General features: G+C 70.1%; 24 protein-coding genes. 11 read left to right on the forward strand and 13 right to left on the reverse strand.

Annotated elements, in window-relative coordinates:
* The first annotated feature begins 184 nt into the window (after window positions 1–184).
* Both ACWCQS_RS26800 and ACWCQS_RS26805 read left to right on the forward strand, forming a co-directional pair.
* The gene (locus ACWCQS_RS26800) at window positions 185–721 is read left to right on the forward strand and encodes a DUF4383 domain-containing protein (protein ID WP_451006810.1); all 537 of its coding nucleotides are present in this window, start codon (window positions 185–187) and stop codon (window positions 719–721) included.
* A gap of 9 nt (window positions 722–730) precedes the next feature.
* The gene (locus ACWCQS_RS26805; RefSeq protein ID WP_388621916.1) at window positions 731–949 is read left to right on the forward strand and encodes an FmdB family zinc ribbon protein; all 219 of its coding nucleotides are present in this window, start codon (window positions 731–733) and stop codon (window positions 947–949) included.
* Here ACWCQS_RS26805 and ACWCQS_RS26810 read toward each other — a convergent pair.
* From ACWCQS_RS26810 to ACWCQS_RS26820, 3 genes are read right to left on the reverse strand one after another with little or no spacing between them, the layout of a single operon-like run.
* Entirely contained in the window at window positions 946–1,758 is an 813-nt protein-coding gene (locus ACWCQS_RS26810) for an HAD family hydrolase (protein ID WP_451006811.1), read from the reverse strand. The genes ACWCQS_RS26805 and ACWCQS_RS26810 overlap by 4 nt on opposite strands.
* Complete coding sequence (locus ACWCQS_RS26815) at window positions 1,758–4,196, reverse strand: phosphoribosyltransferase (protein ID WP_451006812.1); 2,439 nt, start codon at window positions 4,194–4,196, stop codon at window positions 1,758–1,760. Before ACWCQS_RS26815 ends, ACWCQS_RS26810 begins: the two co-directional genes overlap by 1 nt.
* Window positions 4,193–5,362: an HpcH/HpaI aldolase/citrate lyase family protein gene (locus tag ACWCQS_RS26820; protein ID WP_451006813.1), complete on the reverse strand. Its 1,170-nt coding sequence runs from the start codon at window positions 5,360–5,362 to the stop codon at window positions 4,193–4,195. Before ACWCQS_RS26820 ends, ACWCQS_RS26815 begins: the two co-directional genes overlap by 4 nt.
* Before the next feature lie 188 nt (window positions 5,363–5,550).
* On the opposite strand from ACWCQS_RS26820, the gene ACWCQS_RS26825 reads away from it, so the two are divergent.
* Complete coding sequence (locus tag ACWCQS_RS26825) at window positions 5,551–6,273, forward strand: TerD family protein (protein WP_451006814.1); 723 nt, start codon at window positions 5,551–5,553, stop codon at window positions 6,271–6,273.
* Between the two features lie 91 nt (window positions 6,274–6,364).
* On the opposite strand, the gene ACWCQS_RS26830 is transcribed toward ACWCQS_RS26825, so the two are convergent.
* The 6 genes from ACWCQS_RS26830 to ACWCQS_RS26855 all read right to left on the reverse strand — a co-directional run bounded on the left by ACWCQS_RS26830 (window position 6,365) and on the right by ACWCQS_RS26855 (window position 11,005).
* The gene (locus ACWCQS_RS26830; RefSeq protein ID WP_451006815.1) at window positions 6,365–7,102 is read right to left on the reverse strand and encodes a TerD family protein; all 738 of its coding nucleotides are present in this window, start codon (window positions 7,100–7,102) and stop codon (window positions 6,365–6,367) included.
* Window positions 7,103–7,244: 142 nt separating this feature from the next.
* Window positions 7,245–8,384, reverse strand: a complete 1,140-nt coding sequence (locus ACWCQS_RS26835; protein WP_451006816.1) for a DUF475 domain-containing protein — start codon at window positions 8,382–8,384, stop codon at window positions 7,245–7,247.
* A gap of 180 nt (window positions 8,385–8,564) precedes the next feature.
* Entirely contained in the window at window positions 8,565–9,143 is a 579-nt protein-coding gene (locus ACWCQS_RS26840) for a TerD family protein (protein WP_351798132.1), read from the reverse strand.
* A gap of 107 nt (window positions 9,144–9,250) precedes the next feature.
* On the reverse strand, window positions 9,251–9,826 hold the full coding sequence (locus tag ACWCQS_RS26845) for a calcium homeostasis/redox stress adaptation protein (protein WP_451006817.1): 576 nt from the start codon (window positions 9,824–9,826) through the stop codon (window positions 9,251–9,253).
* A gap of 148 nt (window positions 9,827–9,974) precedes the next feature.
* Window positions 9,975–10,433, reverse strand: coding sequence for a peroxiredoxin (locus ACWCQS_RS26850; protein ID WP_451006818.1), 459 nt, complete (start codon window positions 10,431–10,433; stop codon window positions 9,975–9,977).
* Window positions 10,434–10,567: 134 nt separating this feature from the next.
* Complete coding sequence (locus ACWCQS_RS26855) at window positions 10,568–11,005, reverse strand: DUF3052 domain-containing protein (protein ID WP_361244565.1); 438 nt, start codon at window positions 11,003–11,005, stop codon at window positions 10,568–10,570.
* A 416-nt stretch (window positions 11,006–11,421) separates the two neighbouring features.
* Here ACWCQS_RS26855 and aceE point away from each other — a divergent pair, with 416 nt between their 5' ends.
* Window positions 11,422–14,169, forward strand: coding sequence for a pyruvate dehydrogenase (acetyl-transferring), homodimeric type (aceE, locus tag ACWCQS_RS26860; RefSeq protein WP_451006819.1), 2,748 nt, complete (start codon window positions 11,422–11,424; stop codon window positions 14,167–14,169).
* Window positions 14,170–14,584: 415 nt separating this feature from the next.
* On the opposite strand, the gene ACWCQS_RS26865 is transcribed toward aceE, so the two are convergent.
* Complete coding sequence (locus ACWCQS_RS26865) at window positions 14,585–16,204, reverse strand: MFS transporter (RefSeq protein WP_451006820.1); 1,620 nt, start codon at window positions 16,202–16,204, stop codon at window positions 14,585–14,587.
* A 66-nt stretch (window positions 16,205–16,270) separates the two neighbouring features.
* Between ACWCQS_RS26865 and ACWCQS_RS26870 the strand changes: the two genes are divergently transcribed.
* The 3 genes from ACWCQS_RS26870 (at window position 16,271) to ACWCQS_RS26880 (ending at window position 19,122) form a co-directional block, all read left to right on the forward strand.
* Window positions 16,271–16,906: a TetR family transcriptional regulator gene (locus ACWCQS_RS26870; RefSeq protein ID WP_451006821.1), complete on the forward strand. Its 636-nt coding sequence runs from the start codon at window positions 16,271–16,273 to the stop codon at window positions 16,904–16,906.
* An 83-nt stretch (window positions 16,907–16,989) separates the two neighbouring features.
* Entirely contained in the window at window positions 16,990–18,207 is a 1,218-nt protein-coding gene (locus ACWCQS_RS26875) for an alpha/beta hydrolase (RefSeq protein WP_451006822.1), read from the forward strand.
* Window positions 18,208–18,273: 66 nt separating this feature from the next.
* Window positions 18,274–19,122, forward strand: coding sequence for a DUF4429 domain-containing protein (locus ACWCQS_RS26880; RefSeq protein ID WP_451006823.1), 849 nt, complete (start codon window positions 18,274–18,276; stop codon window positions 19,120–19,122).
* Between the two features lies 1 nt (window position 19,123).
* Here the strand turns inward: ACWCQS_RS26880 and ACWCQS_RS26885 are convergent, their stop codons facing one another.
* Both ACWCQS_RS26885 and ACWCQS_RS26890 read right to left on the reverse strand, forming a co-directional pair.
* A complete protein-coding gene (locus ACWCQS_RS26885; RefSeq protein WP_451006824.1) occupies window positions 19,124–20,140 on the reverse strand; it encodes an aldo/keto reductase in 1,017 nt (338 codons plus the stop codon).
* Complete coding sequence (locus tag ACWCQS_RS26890) at window positions 20,137–20,601, reverse strand: MerR family transcriptional regulator (RefSeq protein WP_451006825.1); 465 nt, start codon at window positions 20,599–20,601, stop codon at window positions 20,137–20,139. Before ACWCQS_RS26890 ends, ACWCQS_RS26885 begins: the two co-directional genes overlap by 4 nt.
* Window positions 20,602–20,696: 95 nt before the next feature.
* Here ACWCQS_RS26890 and ACWCQS_RS26895 point away from each other — a divergent pair, with 95 nt between their 5' ends.
* Window positions 20,697–21,173 carry a GNAT family N-acetyltransferase gene (locus ACWCQS_RS26895; protein ID WP_451006826.1) on the forward strand — a complete coding sequence of 159 codons (477 nt, stop codon included), beginning with the start codon at window positions 20,697–20,699 and terminating at the stop codon, window positions 21,171–21,173.
* Between the two features lie 19 nt (window positions 21,174–21,192).
* Window positions 21,193–22,023 (forward strand): serine hydrolase domain-containing protein, encoded by an 831-nt coding sequence (locus ACWCQS_RS26900; RefSeq protein WP_451006827.1) that lies wholly within the window; start codon window positions 21,193–21,195, stop codon window positions 22,021–22,023.
* A gap of 9 nt (window positions 22,024–22,032) precedes the next feature.
* Here ACWCQS_RS26900 and ACWCQS_RS26905 read toward each other — a convergent pair whose 3' ends face one another.
* Window positions 22,033–22,686 carry a pirin family protein gene (locus ACWCQS_RS26905; RefSeq protein WP_451006920.1) on the reverse strand — a complete coding sequence of 218 codons (654 nt, stop codon included), beginning with the start codon at window positions 22,684–22,686 and terminating at the stop codon, window positions 22,033–22,035.
* 73 nt (window positions 22,687–22,759) lie between these two features.
* On the opposite strand from ACWCQS_RS26905, the gene ACWCQS_RS26910 reads away from it, so the two are divergent.
* On the forward strand, window positions 22,760–23,977 hold the full coding sequence (locus ACWCQS_RS26910; RefSeq protein ID WP_388621947.1) for a PucR family transcriptional regulator: 1,218 nt from the start codon (window positions 22,760–22,762) through the stop codon (window positions 23,975–23,977).
* Window positions 23,978–24,066: 89 nt separating this feature from the next.
* A complete protein-coding gene (locus ACWCQS_RS26915; RefSeq protein ID WP_451006828.1) occupies window positions 24,067–24,984 on the forward strand; it encodes an ACP S-malonyltransferase in 918 nt (305 codons plus the stop codon).
* Window positions 24,985–24,994: the final 10 nt, after the last annotated feature.

The raw sequence follows: 24,994 nt of genomic DNA on the forward strand, positions 1-24,994 counted from the left end.
GACCGAGACAGATGCAGTGCGGCAGACGGTGGCGCGGGTAGTGGCCCAGATCCGCGAGGAGCGTGGGGGGCACTGAGCGGGGGCCTGCCGTGGGTGCGCTGTGCTGCGGTCGGTTGCAGGGCGCGGTGTGGCGGGCGGATATTGGATGAACGCATGGCCTCCGCTAGCGCCCGAGGAGGCGGATATGGCCACACACGCAGCGCACACGCGGGACACGGGGCCGCGACGGCGGATCGAGTTCGACAAGCACCTGCCCGTCGACCATCGGCTGAACATGGTCTACCGGATCGGCGCGGGCCTGATCGGCGCGTTCCTCGTCGCCTTCGGCATCCTGGGTCTGATCAACCACATCGGCTTCTTCGACACCGGCGGTGCCACGGTCGCCGGGCTGAACACCAACGGAACGCTGAGCGTGCTGTCGATCGTCGTCGGCGCGATCCTGCTCGCCGGCATGGTGATCGGCGGAAACGTGGCGTCCACGCTGAACCTGGTGTTCGGGGTGCTGTTCCTGCTGAGCGGCTTCCTGAGCCTCGGCCTGCTGGACACCACGCACAATTTCCTGGCGTTCAAGATCCAGAACGTGTTCTTCAGCTTCATCGTGGGCCTGCTGCTGATGACCTTCGGCATGTACGGCCGGGTCGGCTCGACCCTGCCGCACGACAACCCCTACTGGCGGGCCCGGCACCCGGATGCCGTCGAGCGCGAGCAGGCCGGGCAGTAATCTGTGGCCATGCCTCGCTATGAGTACCGCTGCCGTACCTGCGGCGACACGTTCGAACTGAGCCGCCCCATGGCCGAGTCCGCCGCCCCCGCGACGTGCCCTGCGGGGCATGACGACACGGTGAAACTGCTGTCGACGGTGGCGGTGGGCGGCACGGCCACCGCTGCCCCCGCCCCCGCGTCCGGTGGGGGCGGCGGTGGCTGTTGTGGCGGAGGGTGCTGCGGCTAGTCCTGTTGTCGAGCAGCCCGTAGAAACTCCCGGACGATCCTCTCCCCCGCCAGCACCCCCCGCTCGGGCAGCGCGCTGATCTCCGGAGCGGTCCAACCGGTGTCGGACAGCTCGCCATGGCCCGGGCGCCAGCCGCGGTCGGCGGCGAGGAGGAGGTCGGCGTCCAGGAGGGAGTCCCCGGCGGCCAGCGTGCGCTCGGCGCCGGTGCGGCGGGCGATCTCGCGGACGGCCGCGCTCTTGGTGAGCGGCTTCGGTACGGCGTAGATCTTGCGGCCCTGGAGCGAGACGGTCCAGCCGCGGTTCTCCGCCCACACGGCCAGCTCCTTCACCCAGTCCTCGGGCAGCAGCTCGCGCTCGACGACGAGGTAGGTGAACAGGTCCTCGGCGATGCGGTGCTTGCGCACCCAGGCCGGGTCCGCCGAGCGCAGCAGATGGTCGTGGACCTCGGCCAGCGGCGCGCACTCGTCGGCGAGGCGGGCGAGCACACCGGCGTGCCAGTCGGTGTCCGTCACGCCGTCGACCAGCAGATGGCCGCCGTTGGCGCAGATCGCGTACTTCGGGGGCGGCCCGGGCAGGTTGATCCGCTGGTACTGCTTGCGGGTGCGGGTCGTCGTCGGCACGAAGACGGCCGTGTCGCCGAGGTCGGTGAGCAGCTGGGCCGCCGTCTCCGTCATGTAGGAGAGCGGCTTGGCCTCGTGCACCTCCACGCACAGCAGCCGGGGCGCCCGCGCGTCCGGCATGGTCAGCGCGAGGGCCGCCGAGGAGTAGATCAGCGTACGGTCGAGATCGCTCGCCACCAGCACCGGCATCAGACGTTCACCGCCTTGCCGTCGGCGCCCGTGGCACCGCGCGTGTACTTGGGGTGGATCAGCCCGACGCAGGTGTACGGCAGCTCACCGACCTCCTCGACGGGGACTCCCCGCTGCTCGGCGAGCATGCGTACGTGGTCGAGGTCGGCGCCGGCCCCTGCGCGCGCCAGGATCTTCCACGGCACCCGGCGCAGCAGCACCCGGGTGGTCTCGCCGACGCCGGGCTTGACGAGGTTCACGTCGTGGATGCCGTACTCCTCGCTGATCCGCTCCACGGCCCGCCAGCCGGCCCAGGTCGGGTCGCGGTCCTCGGCCATCAGCTCCTTGACCGCGGTGTCGACGGTGTCGGCGACCTCCGGGAAGCGGGCCGAGACGGCGTCGAGGAAGGCCACGGAGACGTCGGCGCCGGCGAGTTCGCGGTAGAACTTCGCGCCGTGGAAGTCGCTCGGGCCGACCAGGTCCGCGCGCAGGACGGTCCGCGATATCAGCCCGGAGACGGTCGAGTTGAGGCAGGCGGAGGGTATGAGGAAGTCCTCGCGGGTGCCGTAGGTGCGCACGCAGGAGCCCGGGTCGGCGAGTACGGCGATCTCCGGGTCGAAGCCGGTGACGCCCTCCTTCGCCTCGAACTCCTCGACGGCCTGGGCGAGTTCGCGGGTGATGGCGCCCTTGCCGGTCCAGCCGTCGACGAACACGACGTCGCGCGGGTCGTGGTGGGCGGCGAGCCAGCGCAGCGCGTTGGCGTCGATGCCCCGGCCGCGCACGATCGACACCGCGTAGTGCGGGAGATCGAGGCCGTGCCGGAACTGCGCCCAGCGGCGCATGAGGATGCCGACCGGGGTGCCCGCGCGGGCGAGCGAGACCAGCACCGGGCGCGGCGACCGCTCGGCGATGACGGCCTCGGTGACCACGCCGACGGCCTGCGCGATCCGGGCGGCGGAGGTGTCGAGGGCCGCGTGGAACAGCTCCTGGTACTGCTCGCTCGGCTGGTACTCCACCGGCAGCGACTCGGCGTAGTGCGCGCCACCGCTCTGGATGGCCTCCTCCCGCTCCTCGGTCGGCGCCTCCAGCGTGACGTCGGAGAGGTCCTGGAGCAGCCAGCCGACCTCCTCGGGCGCGTAGCTGGAGAATGCGGGGCCACGGAGGGGCTCGGGCAGCATGGCCGGCCTTTCGGAAGCGTGCGGTACGTACGACGGGACGACCGCGAGCAGGACGTGCGGGGTGTGTGCGGCGAGGCGGGTCAGCAGGCCGTCGGGCGCGTGCAGGGCGGGGGTGTCGGCGACGGAGTCGACCACGGCGACCACGGCGTCGAAGTCACCGCCCGCGACGTTGTAGGCGTACCGCTCGCCGGACCCGTCGGCCGGGTCGTCGTGCGCGGGAAAGACCAGCCGGGTACGGATCGCATACCCGGGGTCGTCCAGCGCCAGGACGGGCGAGCGGGTGGTGGTGGAGAACCGCACCTCGGCCGGTACGACCTGCTCCAGCTCACGGGCCAGGCGCAGGGGGGCGTACATCAGCTCCTCGGAGCCGAGCACGAGGACACGCCGGGCGGAGGCGGGCAGGGCGTCGGCCACCCGGGCGGCCATGGCGGGCAGCGCGGACTCCAGGCGGGCCCGATGGGCGGGCGTGAAGCCGTGCCGGCCACCGTCGGGGAGGCGGTGGGGCCAGTGGAGCTCCACCCGGGTGACACGGCCGTACGACGGCTCGGGCGAGCCGTGCCGCTGGTCGTGCTCGGCGACCAGCCGCTGCCCCTTGTCCAGCACACCCTCCGGCAGCCGTACGGTCCCGGTGGCGGCGGCGATCAGGTCCACCCGGGCGCCGATCCCGGTGGCGAACCGAGCCATCCGGTCGGCGTCCTCGGGCGAGCGCATGTCGACCAGGGCGACCACCACGTAACGCTTGCGCGGATAGCGTTCGTGCAGCTCACGGATGGTGTTCAGGACCGTGTTCCCGGTGGAGAACTCGTCGTCGACCAGGACCAGCGGACCATCTCCGGTCAGCAGGGCGGGATCCTCGGGGAGCAGCAGATGCGAGGTGGCGTGCGAGTGGCTCTCCTCGAAGCCGCCCGCACGGGCGACCCCGGCCACCGGCCGACGCGTGGAGTGCAGATACGGCGCCGCACCCAGGCCGTCGGCCACGGCGTGGCCCAGCCCGGTCGCGGTCTCCGCGTAACCCAGGACCACCGCACTCCGCGCCTCCCCCTCGGAGAGCATCGCGGCGACCTGTCGGCCGAGCCGGAACCCATGCCCGTACACCACCGCCGGCGACTGCGGAACGTGCTTGCCGAGCACGTTCGACACCAGCAGATGGGCCCGCTTGGGATTGCGCCGCAGGGCGAGCCCGAGCAGGGCTCGCAGGCCGTCGTCCCCCACGAGTTCGACGCCCAGCCGCTCGGCGACCCAGCTGCCGGACCAGACCCCGTGGTTCACTGCGTTCTTCATGCGTTCCTTATTCCGGCGGCGAGCAGCTCGACGAAGCCGACGTCCTCGTGGGCCACGCCGAAGGCCTCGGCGCGCAGCAGGGTCCGCTCGGCCCAGGCGCGGTGCGGCTTCACCTCGTTCATCTTGTTCGTGTAGGCCGACCGGAGTACACCCCCGCCGCCGCGTTCCGGCCGCAGGATGTCCTGGGCGTCGCTGTACTCCTCGTGGCTGACCACGGACAGCGCGTGGACGGGCAGCACGTGGGAGGGGTGGATGCAGGTCTTGCCGAGCAGGCCGTTGGCCTGGTCGAGGGAGATCTCCCGCAGCAGTCCGTCCATGGCGTGCTCGATCAGCCTCTCGCGCAGCTCGACGGCCTGCACCTCCAGGAAGGGGCTCTGCCTCAGCTGGGGCTTGAACATGCGCTCGGAGACCCGGAAGTACTCCCACACGGGTCCGGTCACGGTGAATCCGGTGCCGTCGGCCCGGCCCAGCATGTTCACGACGTCGGCGATCACCGAGGCGACGATCTGCACGTCGTAGGCGGTCATGTCGGGGGCGCGGCGCAGGCCGTAGGAGGAGCAGAAGTCGGTCACGCCGAGGCGCAGGGCGAGCACCCGGTCGCGGTACTTGTCGACCGCGCGGGCGATGCCCTCCAGGGTGTCCACGCGGGACTCGCGGTAGAGCAGCTCCGGGGACTCCAGGACGGGCATGGCGAACAGCCGGCGTCCGCTGAGCGCCTCGGCGGCCGTCAGGGCCTCCAGGAAGGGGATGCCGCGCTCCTCGGTGAACTTGGGCAGCACGAACCCGGACAGCAGCCGCACGGACGCGCCGAGGCGCCGTACGAGGTCGGGGATCTGCTCGGGGGCGCGCACCCGGATGAAGAGCAGCGGGGGCTCTGCGCCGGGCCGGGCGGCCAGGTCGGCGAACTGCCGGACGAGGTTCTCCTCACCGGCCACCACGTCCGCGTCGTCGATCGAGTCCTCCAGGCACAGCACCATCGAGACCACGCCGTTCCCGGCCTGCTTGACGATGTCGTCGGCGAGCCGCGGCCTGGTGGCCGGGCTGTACAGGGTGGCGCCGAGGGCGGCGGCGAGCAGCCGGGCCGGAGAGTCGGCGGTGAACGCGCACGGCTCCCGGTGGAAGAGGCGCTGCCGCACCTCGGGGGCGATGTGCCCGAAATGACGCATAGAACTCCCCCAGGGCGATGAGCCCGAGTCTCAGTGTTCGGTAAAGGGTGGCCGGTAATAGTACGTAGGGATCTGTGTCAGAGGTTCCCGGCGGGCATGAATTTCCGGTAACTCGCCCGTGTCGGCCACGCGCTGGGTCACCACCCCCCGCATTGTCGTGGCCAGGACCGAGAAGGCAGGATGACCGCATGACGCACGCGATGCTGAAGGGGTCGAACATCCCGCTGGAAGCCACCACGGTCCGCGCCGTGCTGCGCTGGGCGCCCGGACAGGAGGTCCCCGACGTGGACGCCTCGGCGCTGCTGCTGGGCCCCGACGGCCGTGTGCGCACCGACGAGGACTTCGTCTTCTACAACCAGCCCCGGCACCCCTCCGGAAAGGTGTGGCGGCTGGGCAAGAAGCGCGTCGCCGAGGGGCTGACCGACACGATCCAGACGGACCTGCCCGGCGTCGAGCCCGACGTCGGCCGGATCCTGCTGGTCGCGTCCGCGGACGGGGTCACCTTCGACCGGGTGCCGGCGCTGTGCATCCTGCTGTACGACGCCGCGGTCGCCGACGCCGAGCCGCTGGCCCGGTTCGAGATCAAGCCGGAGACCGGTGCGGAGACGGCGCTGATCTGCGGTGAGCTGTACCGGCGCGGGGAGGGCTGGAAGTTCCGCGCGCTGGGCGAGGGGTATTCGAACGGGCTGAAGGGGCTCGCGACGGACTTCGGTATCTCGGTGGACGAGTCGGAGGAGGTGCCTCCGGTGGTTCCGCAGCAGCCGCCCGCCTATGGGTATCCGCAGCCGACGTCGGCTCCGCCGGCGTATGGGTACCCTCAGCCGGTGCCGGTGCCGGTGCCAGTGGGCGCGGGGCCGGTGGATCCGAACTTCCGGTTGCCTCCGCAGGGGCCGCAGTTCATCGGGCGGTGAGTGCGCCTCATGGCTCGGGGCCGCGTGTGATTTTGCGGGTGCGGGTGCGTCGTGGTTCTTCGCGCAGTTCCCCGCGCCCCTTCGGGGCGCTTCACCTCTCCACCTTCGTCTTGTAACCCCTGCCCCACTGCAGCCCCCACCCGTACAACCGGTCCAGCTCGCCCTGGAAGCCGTACACGAACTTCACCTCCCGGCGTACGACCAGCTCGCCCTTGACGTTCTCGATCATCACCACCGCGCACGAGCGGGCCTGCGGATGCCGCTCGTCCAGGCCTATCTCGATCCGAGGACCGTTGCTGGGGTAGAGAGTCACGATCGCGTGGGTCCGGTCGAAGGCCGGGGTCTGGTCGTAGATGTAGACGAAGACCAGCAGGCGCTTGATGGCGTCGCGGTGGTCGAGGTTGACGTACATCGTCTCGCCGGACGCCGAGCCGAACCGGTCGTCGCCGCTGAGCTTTATGTACGGCGGTGCGTTGACGTCGCCGAGGTAGTTGCCGAGCGGCTGGACGACGCCCTTGGTGCCGTCGGTCAGTTCGTACAGGCAGCCCAGGTCGAGGTCGACGTTGACCATGCTCTGGCCGTGGCCGAGGACCTCCGGTGGCCTGAGGGCCCTGAAGGGGTGCCGGAAGAGGCTGGTGCGCTGGTTGCTGTCGAAGTCGGAGGTGCGCATCCGCCAGGTGAGGTTGATGCGCAGATGGCCGGTGGCCGCGTCCTGCTTGGTGAGGGACACCGTCTGGTGCCGCCTGGTCAGTTCGATGGAGTTCGTCGAGGCGTTGCCCGCGTCGAATTCGGCGGCGCCGGCGCCCCGCAGCCCGTCGAAGAAACCCATTCCCGCCCCCAGGTGCTCATGTACTCGTTCACCACGCCGTCGGGGCGGCCGACCGCGTCGGCCGCCCCGATTCAGAGCGTTCCTCGCCCGGCGGGGTGTCACACCCCGTCACGGCCCGGATCTGTCCCGTAGGGGACCCGGCTCACACCCCTGAGGAGACCTCGGCCCTCTCGTCGGTGCCCTCGCCCTCGGCCGCCAGCGCGCGGTTGCGGCGGACGGAGGACCAGAAGGACAGGGCGATCAGGACGACGCCGACGAGACCGGTGATGACCTCGTTGATCTCGTACTGGATGGTGACCATGAGGATCACGGCCAGGGCGCCGATCGCGTAGTGGGCGCCGTGCTCCAGGAAGACGTAGTCGTCGAGGGTGCCCTGGCGGACCAGGTAGACCGTGAGCGAGCGGACGTACATCGCTCCGATGCCGAGGCCGAGGGCCATCATCACGATGTCGTTGGTGATGGCGAAGGCGCCGATCACACCGTCGAAGGAGAAGGACGCGTCCAGGACTTCCAGGTAGAGGAACATGAAGAACGCGGCCTGGCCGGCCAGCAGCACCGCCGACTTCTTCTTGCCGGTGCGGGCGGCCTCTTCCTCCTCCTCGTGCTCGCGCTCCTCCTCTTCCTCCAACCGGTCCTCGAAGTAGCCGGACAGACCGCCGACGATCATGTACGTGATCAGGCCGGCGATACCGGCGATCAGGACCGTCTGCGCCTTGTCGACATGGGCGCCGCCGTGCTGGTGGGCGTGGGTGGCGAAGGTGAAGGAGGTGATCAGCAGGACGATCAGCGAGACGCAGACCGACAGCATGTCGATCTTGCCGAGCTTGGCCAGCGGCCGCTCCAGCCACTGCAGCCACTGGATGTCCCGGTCCTCGAAGATGAAGTCCAGGAAGATCATCAGCAGGAACATTCCGCCGAACGCGGCGATCGCCGGGTGGGCGTCGGTGACCAGCTGCTGGTAACGGTTCTTGTCGGTGAAGGCCAGGTGGACCGCGTCGACGGGGTTGAGCTTGGCGGTGAGGGCGACGATCACGACGGGGAAGACCAGCCGCATGCCGAACACCGCGATGAGAACGCCGACCGTGAGGAAGATCTTCTGCCAGAAGGCGTTCATCTTCTTCAGGATGCCGGCGTTGACCACCGCGTTGTCGAACGACAGCGAGATCTCGAGGATGGCCAGGATCGCGACGACACCGAAGGCCTCCCACCCCCCGTAGAAGACCGCGGCGACCAGGCCGAGCGCGGTGACCGCGAACGACCAGCCGAAGGTTTTCAGAAGCACTGGCTACCCAATCGTGTCTGGGGGTCCCTCCCAGACGAAGTCTGGGGGAGGGGCTCCCCCGCGCCGTACTCGGCTTTGCTAAACGTTGACCCCGAGTCTAGAGGTGCATCCGACCGGTGGTACCAGCCAGGGCAACCCTCACCGAAAAGCCACAGCGCAGGTCCCTGGGAGAGGGCGCGGCTACGAGACGTTCACCCCGAAGTCCAGGGCGATGCCGCGCAGGCCCGACGCATACCCCTGACCGACGGCGCGGAACTTCCATTCTCCCTGGTAGCGGTACAGCTCGCCGAAGATCATGGCGGTCTCGGTGGAGGCGTCCTCACTGAGGTCGTAGCGGGCCAGTTCCTGGCCGTCGGCCTGGTTCACGACCCGGATGAAGGCGTTGGAGACCTGGCCGAAGGTCTGGCCGCGCTCGTCCGCCATGTGGATGGAGACCGGGAAGACGATCTTCTCGCAGTGCGCCGGCACCTTGGCGAGGTCCACCAGGATCGACTCGTCGTCGCCCTCGCCCTCACCGGTGAGGTTGTCACCGGTGTGCTCGACCGAGCCGTCGGGGCTCTTGAGCTGGTTGTAGAAGACGAACCACTCGTCGCCGAGGACGCGGTTGCCGGCGCCGCACAGCAGCGCGCTGGCGTCCAGGTCGAAGGGGGCGCCCGTGGTGGAACGCGCGTCCCAGCCGAGGCCGATCATGACGTTGGTGAGATTCGGTGCGGCTTTGGAGAGGGAGACATTGCCTCCCTTGGCGAGCGTGACGCCCATGATGCTGGTCCTCCCCTAGTGGTGCTTCCCTGGTTGTCCTGCGCGTCCGGCGCCGCCCGTAAACGGTGCGGCGCCGGAACGGTGCAGGGGTCGTGACCCTGCCGGGATCAGACGTTGACGCCGAAGTCCTGCGCGATGCCGCGCAGGCCCGAGGCGTAGCCCTGGCCGATGGCGCGGAACTTCCACTCCGCCCCGTGCCGGTAGAGCTCGCCGAAGACCATGGCGGTCTCGGTGGAGGCGTCCTCGCTCAGGTCGTAGCGGGCGATCTCCTGCTCGCCCGCCTGGTTCACGACGCGGATGAAGGCGTTGCGGACCTGGCCGAAGGACTGCTGGCGGTTCTCTGCGTCGTAGATCGACACCGGGAAGACGATCTTCTCGATGTCGGCCGGGACGGCGGCCAGGTTGATCTTGATCTGTTCGTCGTCGCCCTCGCCCTCACCGGTGATGTTGTCACCGGTGTGCTCAACCGAGCCGTCGGGGCTCTTGAGGTTGTTGAAGAAGACGAAGTGCTGGTCGCTGGCGACCTTGCCGGTGTTGTTCAGCAGCAGCGCGCTGGCGTCGAGGTCGAAGTCGGAGCCGGTCGTGGTGCGCACGTCCCACCCCAGACCGACGATGACGGCGGTCAGGCCCGGGGCCTCCTTCGTCAGCGATACGTTGCCGCCCTTGCTGAGGCTGACTCCCACGGGTCCTCCATGTGGTGTCCAGGGGCGGGGAGCCCCGTCGTGCTTCGGATATGGGATCAACGAGCCGATCCTAGTGACGGGTTCCCGCCCCCCGCAGACCCTGGACCCGGAGCATCACAGGTGTCGGCCACGGTCGGCCTACAGAGGCCTACAGGGTGTCGAGCGCCTTCACGTAGTCGTTCAGGTCGCGCGCGTCCGGCAGGCCGTTGACCACGGTCCACCGCACGACGCCTTCCCTGTCGATGATGAAGGTGCCCCGGACGGCGCATCCCTTGTCCTCGTCGAAGACGCCGTACGCGCGCGAGACGTTGCCGTGCGGCCAGAAGTCGCTGAGCAGCGGATACTCCAGGCCCTCCTGCTCGGCGAAGACGCGCAGGGTGTGGATGGAGTCGTTGGAGACGGCGAGCAGCTGGGTGTCGCGGTCTTCGAACTTCGGCAGGTTGTCGCGCAGCTCGCACAGTTCGCCGGTGCACACGCCGGTGAAGGCGAAGGGGTAGAAGAGGAGGACCACGTTCTTCTCGCCGCGGAAGTCCGAGAGCTTCACGCTCCGGCCGTGGTTGTCCTTGAGCTCGAAGTCGGGCGCCTTGTCGCCGACCTGGATCGCCATCGTCGTGCATCCTTTCGGTGGGCCGTTCGGGTGAGCGCACAGCACACGCTCGGGTCCACCCTACGCAGCGATCACCGGGGCCTTCCGGACGGGCCGGGGCGAATTCCAGCCCGTCCGGTGGTGGGAAGAGGAGATCACCTCTTGGACTTGGCCGCCTTCGGCGTAGCAAGCCGGCTTCCGCTCCAGTCCTTGCCCACGCTGACGCTCTTCGACGCCGTCAGGCCGGCCGTCGTGGCGGCGTCCTGGATGTCGCTCGGCTCCACGTACCCCGTACGGCCGGTCTTCGGCGTCAGGAGCAGGATCGCGCCACCCTCTTCGATGTACGTGGTGGCATCCACCAGCGCATCCGTCAGGTCGCCGTCGTCGTCACGGAACCACAGCACAACGGCGTCGGCCACGTCGTCGTACTCCTCGTCCATCAGGTCGCCCTCGATGGTTTCCTCGATGGCCTCGCGGAGCTCCTGATCGACGTCGTCGTCGTAGCCGATCTCCTGGACCACCTGCCCGGGCTGGAACCCCAGCCTGGCGGCAGGGTTCGTCCGCTCCTCCGCGTGGTCCGCGGTCGCGCTCACGGGTTGCCTCCTGATCATGTCTTGGTGAGTATCTCAGCCACGCGCGTGCGCGAAGCATTGGCCGTAGTCCACACGGGCGGGACGGATCGCGCAAGTACCCGGCCGTTTGGACCGCCGAAACGGTGACGATCCGGGCCGTGTCGCCGCAACTCCTGGCACCGTACCCCGATTCCGCGTGACCCACATCACACCGATGTGCCCGGTTTGCTCCGTTCGGAATCATCTCAGAATCATCCGGTGATACGCCCCTCGAACACCTTTGCCAAGCGCGTCACACCCCGGGCGTATCGTTGCGTTTTGACCGGTGCGGACACGATGCACACACCGAGGAGATGACGTACGCCCTCCCGAGGTACACGATGGGGAGCGGTGTAGGCAGGTGCGGACAACTGGCCCTCTGACAGGTAAGGAACAGCGTGGCTTCCGGATCCGATCGCAATCCGATCATCATTGGCGGCCTTCCGAGTCAGGTTCCTGACTTCGATCCCGAAGAGACGCAGGAGTGGCTCGATTCCCTCGACGCCGCCGTGGACGAGCGCGGCCGGGAGCGGGCCCGCTACCTCATGCTCCGGCTGATCGAGCGGGCCCGCGAGCGGCGCGTGGCCGTGCCCGAGATGCGCAGCACGGACTACGTGAACACGATCCCGACCAAGAGCGAGCCGTTCTTCCCGGGCAACGAGGAGATCGAGCGCAAGATCCTCAACGCGACCCGCTGGAACGCCGCGGTGATGGTCTCCCGCGCCCAGCGCCCCGGCATCGGCGTCGGCGGCCACATCGCCACCTTCGCCTCCTCCGCCTCGCTCTACGACGTCGGCTTCAACCACTTCTTCCGCGGCAAGGACCAGGGCGACGGCGGCGACCAGGTCTTCTTCCAGGGCCACGCCTCCCCTGGCATCTACGCGCGCGCGTACCTGCTCGACCGGCTCACCGCGGACCAGCTCGACGGCTTCCGCCAGGAGAAGTCGCGGTACCCGAACGGCCTGTCCAGCTACCCGCACCCGCGCTCCATGCCGGACTTCTGGGAGTTCCCGACGGTCTCCATGGGCCTCGGCCCGCTCGGCGCGATCTACCAGGCGCGGATGAACCGCTACATGGAGGCGCGCGGCATCGCCGACACCTCCAGGTCGCACGTGTGGGCGTTCCTCGGCGACGGCGAGATGGACGAGCCGGAGTCGCTCGGCCAGCTGTCCATCGCGGCCCGGGAGGGCCTGGACAACCTGACCTTCGTCGTCAACTGCAACCTGCAACGGCTCGACGGCCCGGTGCGCGGCAACGGCAAGATCATCCAGGAGCTGGAGTCGATCTTCCGGGGCGCCGGCTGGAACGTGATCAAGCTGATCTGGGACCGCACCTGGGACCCGCTGCTCGCGCAGGACCGGGACGGCATCCTCGTCAACAAGATGAACACGACCCCGGACGGGCAGTTCCAGACGTACGCCACGGAGTCCGGCGCGTACATCCGCGAGCACTTCTTCGGCGACGACCACCGGCTGCGGGCGATGGTCGAGAACATGACCGACGACCAGATCCTGCACCTGGGCCGCGGCGGTCACGACCACCGCAAGATCTACGCGGCGTTCAAGGCGGCCAAGGAGCACAAGGGCCAGCCGACGGTCATCCTGGCCAAGACGATCAAGGGCTGGACGCTGGGCCCCAACTTCGAGGGCCGCAACGCCACGCACCAGATGAAGAAGCTGACGGTCGACGACCTCAAGCGCTTCCGGGACCGGCTGCACCTGCCGATCTCCGACAAGGAGCTGGAGTCCGGCCTGCCGCCGTACTACCACCCGGGCCGGGACACGGACGAGATCCAGTACATGCACGACATGCGCCACCAGTGCGGCGGGTACGTCCCGACGCGCGTCGTGCGCTCCAAGCCGCTCGCGCTGCCGGACGACAAGGCGTACGCGACGGTGAAGAAGGGCACGGGACAGCAGTCCATCGCCACGACGATGGCGTTCGTCCGGCTCCTCAAGGACCTGATGCGGGACAAGGAGATCGGCCGGCGGTTCGTGCTGATCGCGCCGGACGAGTACCGCACGTTCGGCATGGACTCCTTCTTCCCGAGCGCGAAGATCTACAACCCGCTCGGCCAGCAGTACGAGTCGGTGGACCGGGAGCTGCTGCTCGCCTACAAGGAGTCGCCGACCGGCCAGATGCTGCACGACGGCATCTCCGAGGCGGGCTGTACGGCCTCCCTGATCGCGGCGGGCTCGGCCTACGCCACGCACGGCGAGCCGCTGATCCCGGTCTACGTCTTCTACTCGATGTTCGGTTTCCAGCGCACCGGCGATCAGTTCTGGCAGATGGCCGACCAGCTGGCGCGCGGGTTCGTGCTGGGTGCGACCGCCGGCCGTACGACCCTGACCGGTGAGGGCCTGCAGCACGCGGACGGCCACTCGCAGCTGCTCGCCTCGACCAACCCGGCGTGCGTGGCCTACGACCCGGCGTACGCCTACGAGATCGCGCACATCGTCCAGGACGGCCTGCGGCGGATGTACGGCGGCGACGCCGAGCACCCGCACGGCGAGGACGTCTTCTACTACCTGACCGTCTACAACGAGCCCATCCAGCACCCGGCCGAGCCGGCGAACGTGGACGTCGAGGGCATCCTCAAGGGCGTCCACAAGCTCAGTGACGGCACGAGCGGCTCGGTCCCTGCGCAGATCATGGCGTCCGGCGTGGCGGTCCCCTGGGCGCTGGAGGCACAGCGGATCCTCGCCGCGGACTGGAACGTGCGCGCGGACGTCTGGTCGGCCACCTCCTGGAACGAGCTGCGCCGCGAGGCCGTGGCGTGCGAGGAGCACAATCTGCTGCACCCGGAGGAGGAGCAGCGGGTGCCGTATGTGACGCGGAAACTCAGCGGCGCCGAGGGGCCGTTCGTGGCCGTGTCCGACTGGATGCGATCGGTTCCGGACCAGATCGCGCGGTGGGTGCCGGGCACGTACCAGTCGCTCGGCGCGGACGGCTTCGGCTTCGCCGACACCCGGGGTGCGGCGCGGCGCTTCTTCCACATCGACGCCCAGTCGATCGTCGTCGCGGTGCTGACCGAGCTGGCCCGGGAGGGCAAGGTGGACCGCTCGGTGCTGAAGCAGGCCATCGACCGGTACCAGCTGCTGGACGTGTCGGCGGCGCATCCGGGGGCGGCGGGCGGCGACGCGTAGCCGCTGCGCTCGGCTTTGACCGGGGCGGCAACTGGGGTGGGGCTGCGGGGCGTTGCCGGGTGCGGGGGAGTGGGGGCTGATCGCGCAGTTCCCCGCGCCCCTTACGGGGGCGCTCCCCGCCGTCGTAGTCCCATACCCCCACACCGCGTCACCCAGCGGTCCGGGCGCCCCGAAGGGGCGACGAACCAGCAGACCCTCCCCGGTTGCCGGCCGGCCAAAGCGCCGCAGGCAACCGCGCCGCAGGCATTGGCGCGCGCAGCCCCCTCCGCAGCGCGCGCCACAGCCCTGCTGTCCTCCCATGCCCTGCGGAGGACTTGACCCACTGTGACCTGCGGCGCGCGCCCGGTGCGAGCGATCTTTAGCGGAGTCACCCTGATAGGGGAACTCCGCCCCGAAGACACCCGGGCGGAGAGCCTCAGATGTGGCCCACGCCCGCGCCCGCCTCCGCGTTCGCGCCCCGCTTGGTGAGCAGCGCGACCAGGACGGCGACCGCCGCCACACCCGCGGCGACCAGGGAGGCGAGGCTCATCCCGGAGATGAACGTGTGATGGGCGACCTCGGTGATCTTCGCGGCGATCTGCACCGACGCCCCCTTCGGCACCGGGGCCACGCCGACCTGGACCGACTCGGAGGCCTGGTGCAGTTGGACCGGGGTCGGCTTGGGCAGCCCTGTCTTCGCCCAGTTGCCCGGCAGGTCGCTGTCGACCTTGGAGGCCATCACCGCGCCCAGCACGGCCGTACCGAGGCTGCCGCCGATCTGCATGGCCGCCTGCTGGAGGCCGCCCGCCACTCCGGAGAGCTCCATCGGGGCGTTGCCGACGATGACCTCGGTGGCGCCGACCATGACCGGCGCGAGGCCCAGGCCGAGCAGCGCGAACCAGATCGACATCACACCGCTGCCGGTGTCGGCCTTGAGCGTGGACATGCCGTACATGGCGATCGCGGTCGCGGCCATGCCGCCGGCCAGCGGGATGCGCGGGCCGAGCTTGGTGATCGCGGCACCGGCGAGCGGCGAGCCGACGATCATCATGCCGGTGAGCGGCAGCAGGTGCAGGCCGGCGTCGATGGGGCTCATGCCGTGCACGTTCTGGAGGTAGAACGTCACGAAGAACAGGCCGCCCATGAACGCGATGGCCATCAGGACCATGAGGACCACGCCCGCCGAGAGCGGTACCGAGCGGAAGAGGCCCAGCGGGATCAGGGGCTCCGCGACCCTCGTCTCCCAGAACGAGAACGCGGCGAAGAGCACCACGGACGCGCCGATGAACAGCCACGTCCTACCGTCGCCCCAGCCCCAGGTCGGTGCCTTGATCAGGGCCCAGACCAGGCAGAACATCGCGCCGGAGAGCAGTGCGATGCCGAGGATGTCGAAGGAGCGCGGGGCGTTCTCGGCACGGTGGTCGCGCAGGATCAGCACGCCCAGGAGCAGGGCGAGCGCGCCGACCGGCACGTTGATGAAGAACACCGACTGCCAGTTGACGTGCTCGACGAGGACACCGCCGAGGATCGGACCGCCCGCGGTGGACGCGCCGATCACCATGCCCCAGATGCCGATGGCCATGTTGAGCTTCTCGGCCGGGAAGGTGGCCCGCAGCAGGCCGAGCGCGGCCGGCATCAGCAGCGCGCCGAACAGGCCCTGGAAGACACGGAAGGTGACGACCGCGGCGATGCTGTGGGACAGGCCGATGGCGCCGGAGGCGGCGGCGAAGCCGGTCACGCCGATCAGGAAGGTCTGCCGGTGGCCGAAGCGGTCACCGAGCTTGCCCGCGGTGATCAGGGAGACCGCGAGGGCGAGGAAGTAGCCGTTGGTGATCCACTGCACCTGGGCGAAGGTGGCCCCCAGGTCCTTCTGGATCGCCGGGTTCGCGATCGCCACGATCGTGCCGTCGAGGGCCACCATCATGACGCCCACGGCGACGGTGATCAGGGTGAGCCAGGGATGGCCGCGCAGCCCCGCGGCCGGAGGCGACTCGAGCGGGGCTTCCGGTGCCGTGTCCCCCGGCCCCGTCGCGTCGATGGTGGTCTGACTAGTCATGCGTTCGAGGCTAGTGACAGCCTCTGACAATTGACAAATGATTTCATCCGTCAGTAACTGACACACATGGAAACACTGCGCGAACGCAAGAAACAGCGCACCCGGGAAGCGCTGCTGCGGGCCGCCCTGGAGCTGTTCACGACCCAGGGGTACGAGCACACGACCGTCGACGAGATCACCGAGGCCGTCGACGTCTCGCAGCGCACCTTCTTCCGTTACTTCGCCGGCAAGGAGGACGTGGCGTTCGCGGTCCAGGAGATGACGGAGGCGCGCTTCGTCGAGGCCGTACGCGCGCGTCCGCCGCACGAGGCGCCGTTGGAGGCCCTGCGGCAGGCGGTCCTGGAGGGCTGGGACGGGATCCGGGAGACCGTCGAGTCGGCCGTACCCGTCGAGCTGTATCTGCGCATGTACCGGACGATCGAGACGACGCCCGCGCTGCTCGCCGCCCATCTGCGTCGCTCGGCGGCCACGGAGGAGACCATCGCGCGCCTGCTGGCCGAGCGCGAGGGCGTGGACGTCGACGCCGACCCTCGACCGCGGCTGGCCGTGGCGGTGTTCGGCGGAGTGATAAGGGTCACCGAACGGCAGTGGTGCACGGGCGAAGACTTCAGTCTGGTGGCGATCCGTCAACTCACCGCGTCCTACCTCGATCAGGTGGGTTCGGCACTTATGGGGAACTGGCGCTCAAATCGAGATCGTTGACAACGCGTTCGACGCCTCGCGAAACGTGATACCTGTCACTCCGTTACCCCGAGACCCTCCCGTTCTCCTAGTGTGTCCTCCCAGTGACTTCCTTCGACACCTCCCCGCAACTGAACGTCTGGCGCGCACTGCTGGCACTGGCCGTGGTGTTCGTGATGCTCGCGACCACCGGCTGGACCGCCCTGCACAGCCACAGGGAGTCGACCGCACTGCAGGCCTCGCTCACCAAGTGGGAGCACGGCAGCATCCACGGCCTCCAGCTGCCGGATCCCAAGGCCGCACCGTCCGTGCTCAGCCGTTTCTTCGCGTCCCTCTCCCCCGAGGACCAGGGCCGTCTCGCCCGCCGCTACCCGCTCGCGGTCGGCAACATGAACGGCGCCCCCGTGACCTTGCGCTACCGCGCCAACCACATGGCGCTGGAGCAGCAGCGCAAGGTCGAGAAGAAACGCATGCACGACAGCCGGCTCAGCGCGGCCGGACAGCAGGACGCGGGCCGTCGAATGCACCGCTACGAGGCCCTGACGAGCCCCGGCAGGCAGATCCTGGCCTTCGACCCCGAGGGCTCGGGCCGTATCGCGGAGGTGTTCGGGAACCTGGACCGGGCGCAGCGGATCTCGGTCGTCGTCCCCGGTGTCGACACCGATCTGCTCACCTTCCAGAAGACCAACCGCCAGTACACCGCCCCGGTCGGCATGGCCAAGGCGCTGTACGCGGCGGAGCGCGCGCAGAGCCCCACGACCCGTACGGCCGTGATCGCCTGGGCCGACTACACCGCCCCCGACGGCCTCGGCGTGGACGCGGCCACCGGGCTGCGCGCCGCGGAGGGTGCCGTACGGCTGAACGCGCTGCTCGGCGGCCTGCCCGGCCGTGCCCCGGTGACGACGGTCTGCCACAGCTACGGCTCCGTGGTCTGCGGGGTGGCCGCGCACGGCATGCCGCGCCGGGTGACCGACATAGCCGTGGCCGCGAGCCCCGGCATGCGGGTCTCCAGCGCCTCCCACCTGGACACGACGGCCCGGGTGTGGGCCATGCGGGACTCCAGCGACTGGATCCAGGACGTGCCGTACCTGGAGCTCGGCGGACTCGGGCACGGCGCCGATCCGGTGTCCTCGGCGTTCGGTGCGCGCGTGCTGTCCGCCCGGGACGCACAGGGCCACGCCGGCTATTTCCAGCCGGGCACGGACAGCCTGCGCAACCTCGCCGACGTGGCCGTCGGGGCGTACGACGCAGTGACGTGCGCACGCGAGAACGACCTGTGCCGGGCCGGTGTGTCCGGCAGCACCACGGCAGGACGCGCGTAGAAACAGCAGGAAGTGCGGTCTGCGCGGGTGGCGACGGAGGAGCACGTGCCGCATACGATGAGCCGCATGGGTGACGTACTGGCGGGTTTTCATGCCGTCTGGGAGTTCGAGTCCGACTCCGTGCTCATCCGTTACGAACGGGGGATTCGGACACCGAAGCTGTTCCAGGCACTCGGGGAGCGGCGGGTTCCGCTGTCCGCGGTCGAGGGCGTGACGCTCTCCCCGGGCAGGCGCGGCACCGTCGTGCTGCGGCTGCTGCCGCGCGTCGGCGCGGATCCGCTGATGGAGGCGGCGGACGGGCAGCTGAAGGAGGGCTCTGATCCGTACCGGCTGGTGCTGCCGACCGAGCGGGAGACGCTCGCCGAGTACTACGCCGACGAACTGAAGGGGCTGTTGACCGAGTCCGGGGCCACCGAGCGGCATCTGGTGGCGGCGCCCGAGGCGCCGCTGTCGTTCAAGGCGTACGACGGCAAGGCGAGCTTCGACGGTACGGCCGTGCAGTTCCGCTGGTCGTGGACGGGGGCGTCGTCGGCGAAGTGGAAGGCCGGCGACCAGAGTTTTCCGGTCACGCAGCTGAGCGGGGTGGAGTGGCGGTCGCCGGAGGTGTTCGAGGGGCATCTGCGGCTGGTTCGCCGTGCCCCCGGCTCGGACGCGTCCCCGCAGCCCGACCAGGATCCGGCGGCCGTGGTCTTCGGGCTGGGGTACGGGCCGGTGCACGAGTCGCTGCCGTTCGCCGCAGCGGTCCTGGCGGCCGTACGCACGCGGGGGCCGGTACCTGCGGTACCGGCCCCGTCACGGCGCGACCCGGCGGACATCGCCGAACGGATCCGGCATCTCGGGGAGTTGCACCAGGCCGGGTTGGTCACCGACGAGGAGTTCTCCTCGAAGAAGGCCGAACTCCTGGCGGAACTCTGAGCTACTCCCGGCCCGCGGAGGTGAACGCCATGTCCGCGTAGCGCTCGCCGGCCACCTCGGCCGCGATGGGCTCCAGTTGGGACAGTTCCTCGTCCGTCAGGACGATGGCCGTCGCGGCCACGTTCTCCGCCACCCGGCCCGGCTTGCGGGTGCCCGGGATGGGAACCACCGGGAGCGTGTCGATCGTCGCCCGCTGCTGTACCCAGGCCAGGGCGATCTGGCCGAGGGTGGCGTCGTGGGCTTCGGCGATCGCGCGGATCGGCTCCAGGAGGGCCGCGTTGGCGGTCGCGTTGGCGCCGGTGAAGCGGGGCTGCTGACGGCGGAAGTCGTCGGCCGTGAGCTCCTGTTCGGCGTGGGTGAAGGAGCCGGTGAGGAAGCCGCGGCCGAGCGGCGAGTACGGCACCAGGGCCACGCCCAGGTCCCGCGCGGCCGGTACGACCTTCGCCTCGATGTCCCGGCTGAACAGGGACCACTCCGACTGCACGGCCGCGATCGGGTGCACGGCGTGCGCGGCGCGCAGCTCGTCGGCGGTGACCTCGCTCAGCCCGAGGTGCTTGACCTTGCCCTCGCGGACCAGCTCCGCCATCGTGCCGACGGTCTCCTCGATGGGGACGTTCACATCGCGGCGGTGCATGTAGTACAGGTCGATCACATCGACGTCGAGCCGCTTCAGGCTGGCCTCGACGGCCTCGCGGATGTACGGCGCGTCGTTGCGGATGATCCGCTTGGTCGGGTCGTCCTGCGGGATCGACAGGGCGAACTTGGTGGCGATGACCACCTCGTCCCGGTGCGCCGTGAAGAAGGGGGAGAGGAAGCGCTCGTTCTCCCCCGCGCCGTAGGCGTCCGCCGTGTCGTACAGCGTCACGCCCAGCTCCAGCGCCCGCTCCAGCGCGGCACGCGCCTGGCCGGCATCCGTGGGGCCGTACGCGAAGCTCATGCCCATGCAGCCGAGGCCCTGGACGCCCACCTCCGGTCCGTTCTCGCCGAGCCGTACCGTCGGAATCCTGGCGTCGGTCATCGCGTGGTCCCCTCCATCGCGTAGAAGCTGATCTTGCGGTCGAGCACGCTGAGCGTGTCCCGCAGTTCGGCGATCCTGTTCAGCACGTCCTGGCGGGTCGACTCCAGCAGGTCCCGCCGTTCGCCGTAGGTGCTCTCGCCCTCCCGGACCAGTTCCGCGTACCGGACCATGTCCGCCACCGGCATGCCGGTCAGCCGCAGCTTGGTCACGAAGTCCAGCCAGTCCAGGTCGCGGTTGCTGTAGCGCCGCTGACCGGTGTGCGAGCGGTCGACGTGCGGCATCAGGCCGATCCGCTCGTACCAGCGCAGGGTGTGCGCGGTCAGGCCGGTGAACGCGACGACCTCACTGATCGTGTAGCGGTCCTGGCCGTCGGGGCGTGGATGGCGTCTGGGCGGGGCGGAGCAGATGTCGGCGGGGGTCGTTCGCGCGGTGTCCGCGGGCGTCGTCTGCATCACCGTCATGGCCCCCACGCTATGGGGTTGGAGTGCACTCCAAGCAAGCGGATTCGGTAAGAAACCCGGGGACGCGGGCCGGGCTTCTGGCTAGCGTGCGACACATGAGTCTTGTACGCCGGGCCGTGCCCGAGGATGCCATGGAAGTGCTGCGTCTGCGCCAGGTGATGATCGACTCCCTGTGGAGCGGGGGAGGCGGCGCATCGACGGACTGGCATGCCGAGTCGCTGCCGACGCTGCAGAAGCGGCTGGCCGAGCCGGACGGTGACTTCGCCGCCTTCGTCGTGGACCATCCGGACCGGCCGGGGGCGCTGGCCGCGCTGGTGGTGGGAACGCTGGAGTACCGCATCGGGAAGGCCGGGAATCCGCACGGGCGGGTCGGACACGTCTTCAGCGTCGCGACCGACCCGGACGCCCGGCGGCGGGGGTACGCGCGCGCGGCCATGGAGGAGCTGCTGGCCTGGTTCCGGGAGCGTGGTGCGGGTCATGTGCTGCTGAACGCCTCCTCAGAGGCCGAGCCGCTGTACGCCTCGCTCGGCTTCAAGCGGGACCCGGACCCGTCGATGCGGCTGCTGCTGTGAGCCGCATAGGCTCGGGAGCATGTCGTTGAACAGCCTGACCAGCCCCGCGTCGATCGAGGAGTGGCCCGTCCCCACCGCGGCGGCGGGTGTCGTACGAGCCGACGGGACCGTCCTCGGGACGCACGGTCCCCTCGGGCACCGCTTTCCGCTCGCCTCGGTCACCAAGCCGCTGGCCGCGTATGCGGCGCTGGTCGCGTACGAGGAGGGCGCGATCGAGCTGGTCGAGCCGGCCGGGCCGCCCGGCTCGACCGTCCGCCACCTCCTCGCGCACACCTCCGGGCTGGCCTTCGACGAGCACAAGGCGATGGCGCCTCCCGGCGAGCGCCGTCTCTACTCCAACGCCGGGTTCGAGCAGCTCGGGGACCACATCGCCAAGGCGACGGACATTCCGTTCGCCGAGTATCTGCGGCAGGCCGTGCTGGAGCCGCTGGGCATGACGTCCACCACATTGGAGGGCTCCCCCGCGAAGGACGGGGTGTCCACGGTGGCCGACCTGCTGCGGTTCGCGGCGGAGGTGCAGGCGCCGCGGCTGCTGGATCCGCGGACGATCGCGGAGGCGATGAGCGTGCAGTACCCGGGGACGAAGGGCGTGCTGCCCGGGTACGGCCACCAGAACCCGAACGACTGGGGGCTCGGCTTCGAGATCCGCGACTCCAAGTCGCCCCACTGGACGGGGAGTTCATCCTCTCCGCGCACCTTCGGGCACTTCGGGCAGTCGGGTACGTTCCTGTGGATCGACCCCGATGCGGGAGTCGCGGCGGTCGCCCTGACGGACAGGGCGTTCGGGCCCTGGGCGATCGAGGCGTGGCCGGTGTTCACGGACGCGGTGCTGGCGGAGCTGCGAGGCTGAGGTCGCCCCCTACCCGCCCATCTCCCACATCAGCAGCTCGGTCGCCGTCACCCCCACCGCCTCCAGGCCCTCCGCCCCCGCGATCCGGGCAGAGTCCCCCGCGCCCAGTTGTTCCGCCCCCAGCCGGACGCCACCGCGCACCACATGCACGTACACGAACGCGGCGTCCGGCACCGCGGTCCGCTCCCCCGCCGCCAGGCGCCGTATGTGCAGCATCGCCCCCGCCTCCGGCACCGCGTACGGCGTGGAGTCGGCTATCCCCGGGATGATCTCGTACGACGGCTCCCCGCCGGGGTCCCGCGGCGCCAGCCACATCTGGACGAAGGTGAGCGGCGACGACCCGTCGTTGCGCTCCACGTGGCGGACGCCCGCCGCGGCGCTGAGGTGCTGGACGTCACCGGCGCGGACCTTCGTCTCCTGGCCGGTGGAGTCACGGTGGGTCAGCTCGCCCTCGACGACCCAGGTGACGATCTCGGTGTGGCTGTGCGGGTGTTCGTCGAAGCCGGCACCGGGTGCCAGCCGCTCCTCGTTGCAGGCGATGACCGCCCCGAAGCGGAGGTTGTCGGGGTCGTAGTGCGGCCCGAAGGAGAAGGCGTGCCACGACTCGATCCCGGCCTCGGGCTCGCCCCCGGGGTAGCGCTCACCGGCGCGCCGTACGTCCATCACGGGCACCACCGTAGACCTCACCTGCGACCCAGCGGCACACGGTCCCGTCCCGATAAGGCAGTCTTGTCCCGTGCCCGAACCCGAATCCCACAGCAGCGAGCCCCACGCCGAACACCACGCACGCGACGTCCACCCGCACTCCGCGACCCTCAGGCGGCTGGAGAAGTCGTCCGGGTCCCTCGCCGCGCAGGCCATCGCGCGGATGGACGAGACCCTGCCGTGGTACCGGGCCATGCCCCCGGAGAACCGTTCCTGGATCGGGCTCGTGGCCCAGGCCGGCATCGCGGCCTTCACCGAGTGGTTCCGGCACCCGGACGCCCCGCAGGCGATCTCGACCGATGTCTTCGGCACCGCGCCGCGCGAGCTGACCCGGGCCATCACGCTGCGGCAGACCGTGGAGATGGTGCGCACCACCATCGAGGTCATGGAGTCGGCGATCGACGAGGTGGCCGCGCCCGGTGACGAGAGCGTGCTGCGGGAGGCGCTCCTCGTGTACGCCCGGGAGATCGCCTTCGCCACCGCGCAGGTGTACGCGCAGGCCGCCGAGGCACGCGGTGCCTGGGACGCGCGGCTGGAGTCGCTGGTCGTGAACGCCGTACTCAGCGGGGAGGCGGACGAAGGGGCCGTCAGCCGGGCCGCCGCGCTCGGCTGGAACTCGCCGGAGCATGTGTGCGTCGTGCTCGGGACCGCGCCCGACGGGGACAGCGAACTGACCGTCGAGGCGATCCGGCGGGCCGCTCGGCACGCCAAGCTGCAGGTGCTCACCGGGGTGCTCGGGGACCGGCTCGTCGTCATCGCGGGCGGCAGCGCCAATCCGCTCGCCGTCGCCAAGTCGCTGATCGGGCCCTATGCCGCCGGGCCGGTCGTCGCGGGGCCCGTCGTGCCCGATCTGCTGGCCGCCACCCGGTCCGCGCAGGCCGCCGCCGCGGGCCTGAAGGCGTGTTCGGCCTGGCAGGACGCGCCGCGGCCGGTGCTGGCGGACGATCTCCTGCCGGAGCGCGCGATCGCGGGCGATCCGAGCGCCCGCGAGCAGTTGGTGGAGGAGATCTACAGACCTCTCGAAGAAGCCGGTTCGGCGCTGCTGGAAACCCTGAGTGTCTATCTGGAGCAGGCGAGCAGTCTGGAAGGCGCGGCCCGGATGCTCTTCGTTCACCCGAACACCGTGCGCTACCGGCTCCGACGTGTGACGGACGTCACCGGCTGGTCGCCTTCGGATGTAAGATCCGCGTTCACGCTGCGGATCGCGCTCATCCTGGGGCGTCTGGCCGACGGCGAGACCCCCGCATAGGGTTTTGTCGGGGGCCCACAAAAGCCCTTCGTGTTCTTCGTCCCTGTCCCCACGGGCGGCCGTGGCCGTCCCCAAGAGAGAGTGTGAGAGTGCTCGTACTCGTCGCTCCCGGCCAGGGCGCCCAGACGCCCGGCTTCCTGACTCCCTGGCTCGAACTGCCCGGCGCCGCCGACCGTGTCGCCGGCTGGTCGGACGCCATCGGACTGGACCTGGTCCACTACGGCACCCAGGCCGACGCCGACGCCATCCGTGACACCGCGGTGGCCCAGCCGCTGCTGGTCGCCGCCGGGATCCTGTCCGCCGCGGCACTGGGTGACACCGCCCCGGACGCGGTGGCCGGTCACAGCGTGGGCGAGATCACCGCCGCCGCCTTCGCGGGCGTCCTGGACGACACCGCCGCGCTGGGCCTGGTCCGCAAGCGGGGTCTGGCGATGGCCGACGCCGCCGCGGTCACCGAGACCGGCATGTCGGCGCTGCTCGGCGGCGACCCCGAGACCTCCGTCGCGCATCTGGAGAAGCTGGGCCTGACCCCGGCGAACATCAACGGCGCGGGCCAGATCGTCGCCGCGGGCACGCTGGAGCAGCTGGCCGCGCTGAACGACGACAAGCCCGAGGGCGTCCGCAAGGTCGTCCCGTTGAAGGTCGCCGGCGCCTTCCACACCCGCCACATGGCTCCCGCCGTCGAGACGCTGGCCAAGGCCGCCGCGGAGCTGAACCCGGCCGACCCGAAGGTCCGTTACGTCTCCAACAAGGACGGCCGTGCCGTCGCGACCGGTGCCGAGGTGCTGGAGCGGCTGGTCGGCCAGGTCGCCAACCCCGTGCGCTGGGACCTGTGCATGGAGACCTTCAAGGAGCTGGGCGTCACCGCGCTCATCGAGGTGTGCCCGGGCGGCACGCTGACCGGCCTGGCCAAGCGAGCGCTGCCCGGCGTCACGACGCTGGCCCTGAAGACCCCCGACGATCTCGACGCGGCCCGCGCGCTCATCTCCGAGCACGCCGGCGCCTAAGGAGCCGTAC

It is taken from the genome of Streptomyces sp. NPDC002076 (assembly GCF_053593835.1).

Excerpts from the sequence above, each read along its gene's own strand:
- ACWCQS_RS26810 (WP_451006811.1), bottom strand. The coding sequence starts at position 1,758 with ATGCCGGTGCTGGTGGCGAGCGATCTCGACCGTACGCTGATCTACTCC.
- ACWCQS_RS26880 (WP_451006823.1), top strand. The coding sequence starts at position 18,274 with ATGGGTGACGTACTGGCGGGTTTTCATGCCGTCTGGGAGTTCGAGTCC.
- ACWCQS_RS26805 (WP_388621916.1), top strand. The coding sequence starts at position 731 with ATGCCTCGCTATGAGTACCGCTGCCGTACCTGCGGCGACACGTTCGAA.
- ACWCQS_RS26830 (WP_451006815.1), bottom strand. The coding sequence starts at position 7,102 with ATGGGTTTCTTCGACGGGCTGCGGGGCGCCGGCGCCGCCGAATTCGAC.
- ACWCQS_RS26870 (WP_451006821.1), top strand. The coding sequence starts at position 16,271 with ATGGAAACACTGCGCGAACGCAAGAAACAGCGCACCCGGGAAGCGCTG.
- ACWCQS_RS26885 (WP_451006824.1), bottom strand. The coding sequence starts at position 20,140 with ATGACCGACGCCAGGATTCCGACGGTACGGCTCGGCGAGAACGGACCG.
- ACWCQS_RS26905 (WP_451006920.1), bottom strand. The coding sequence starts at position 22,686 with ATGGACGTACGGCGCGCCGGTGAGCGCTACCCCGGGGGCGAGCCCGAG.
- ACWCQS_RS26900 (WP_451006827.1), top strand. The coding sequence starts at position 21,193 with ATGTCGTTGAACAGCCTGACCAGCCCCGCGTCGATCGAGGAGTGGCCC.
- ACWCQS_RS26840 (WP_351798132.1), bottom strand. The coding sequence starts at position 9,143 with ATGGGCGTCACGCTCGCCAAGGGAGGCAATGTCTCCCTCTCCAAAGCC.
- ACWCQS_RS26800 (WP_451006810.1), top strand. The coding sequence starts at position 185 with ATGGCCACACACGCAGCGCACACGCGGGACACGGGGCCGCGACGGCGG.
- ACWCQS_RS26865 (WP_451006820.1), bottom strand. The coding sequence starts at position 16,204 with ATGACTAGTCAGACCACCATCGACGCGACGGGGCCGGGGGACACGGCA.
- ACWCQS_RS26890 (WP_451006825.1), bottom strand. The coding sequence starts at position 20,601 with ATGACGGTGATGCAGACGACGCCCGCGGACACCGCGCGAACGACCCCC.
- ACWCQS_RS26815 (WP_451006812.1), bottom strand. The coding sequence starts at position 4,196 with ATGAAGAACGCAGTGAACCACGGGGTCTGGTCCGGCAGCTGGGTCGCC.
- ACWCQS_RS26895 (WP_451006826.1), top strand. The coding sequence starts at position 20,697 with ATGAGTCTTGTACGCCGGGCCGTGCCCGAGGATGCCATGGAAGTGCTG.
- ACWCQS_RS26820 (WP_451006813.1), bottom strand. The coding sequence starts at position 5,362 with ATGCGTCATTTCGGGCACATCGCCCCCGAGGTGCGGCAGCGCCTCTTC.
- ACWCQS_RS26825 (WP_451006814.1), top strand. The coding sequence starts at position 5,551 with ATGACGCACGCGATGCTGAAGGGGTCGAACATCCCGCTGGAAGCCACC.
- ACWCQS_RS26850 (WP_451006818.1), bottom strand. The coding sequence starts at position 10,433 with ATGGCGATCCAGGTCGGCGACAAGGCGCCCGACTTCGAGCTCAAGGAC.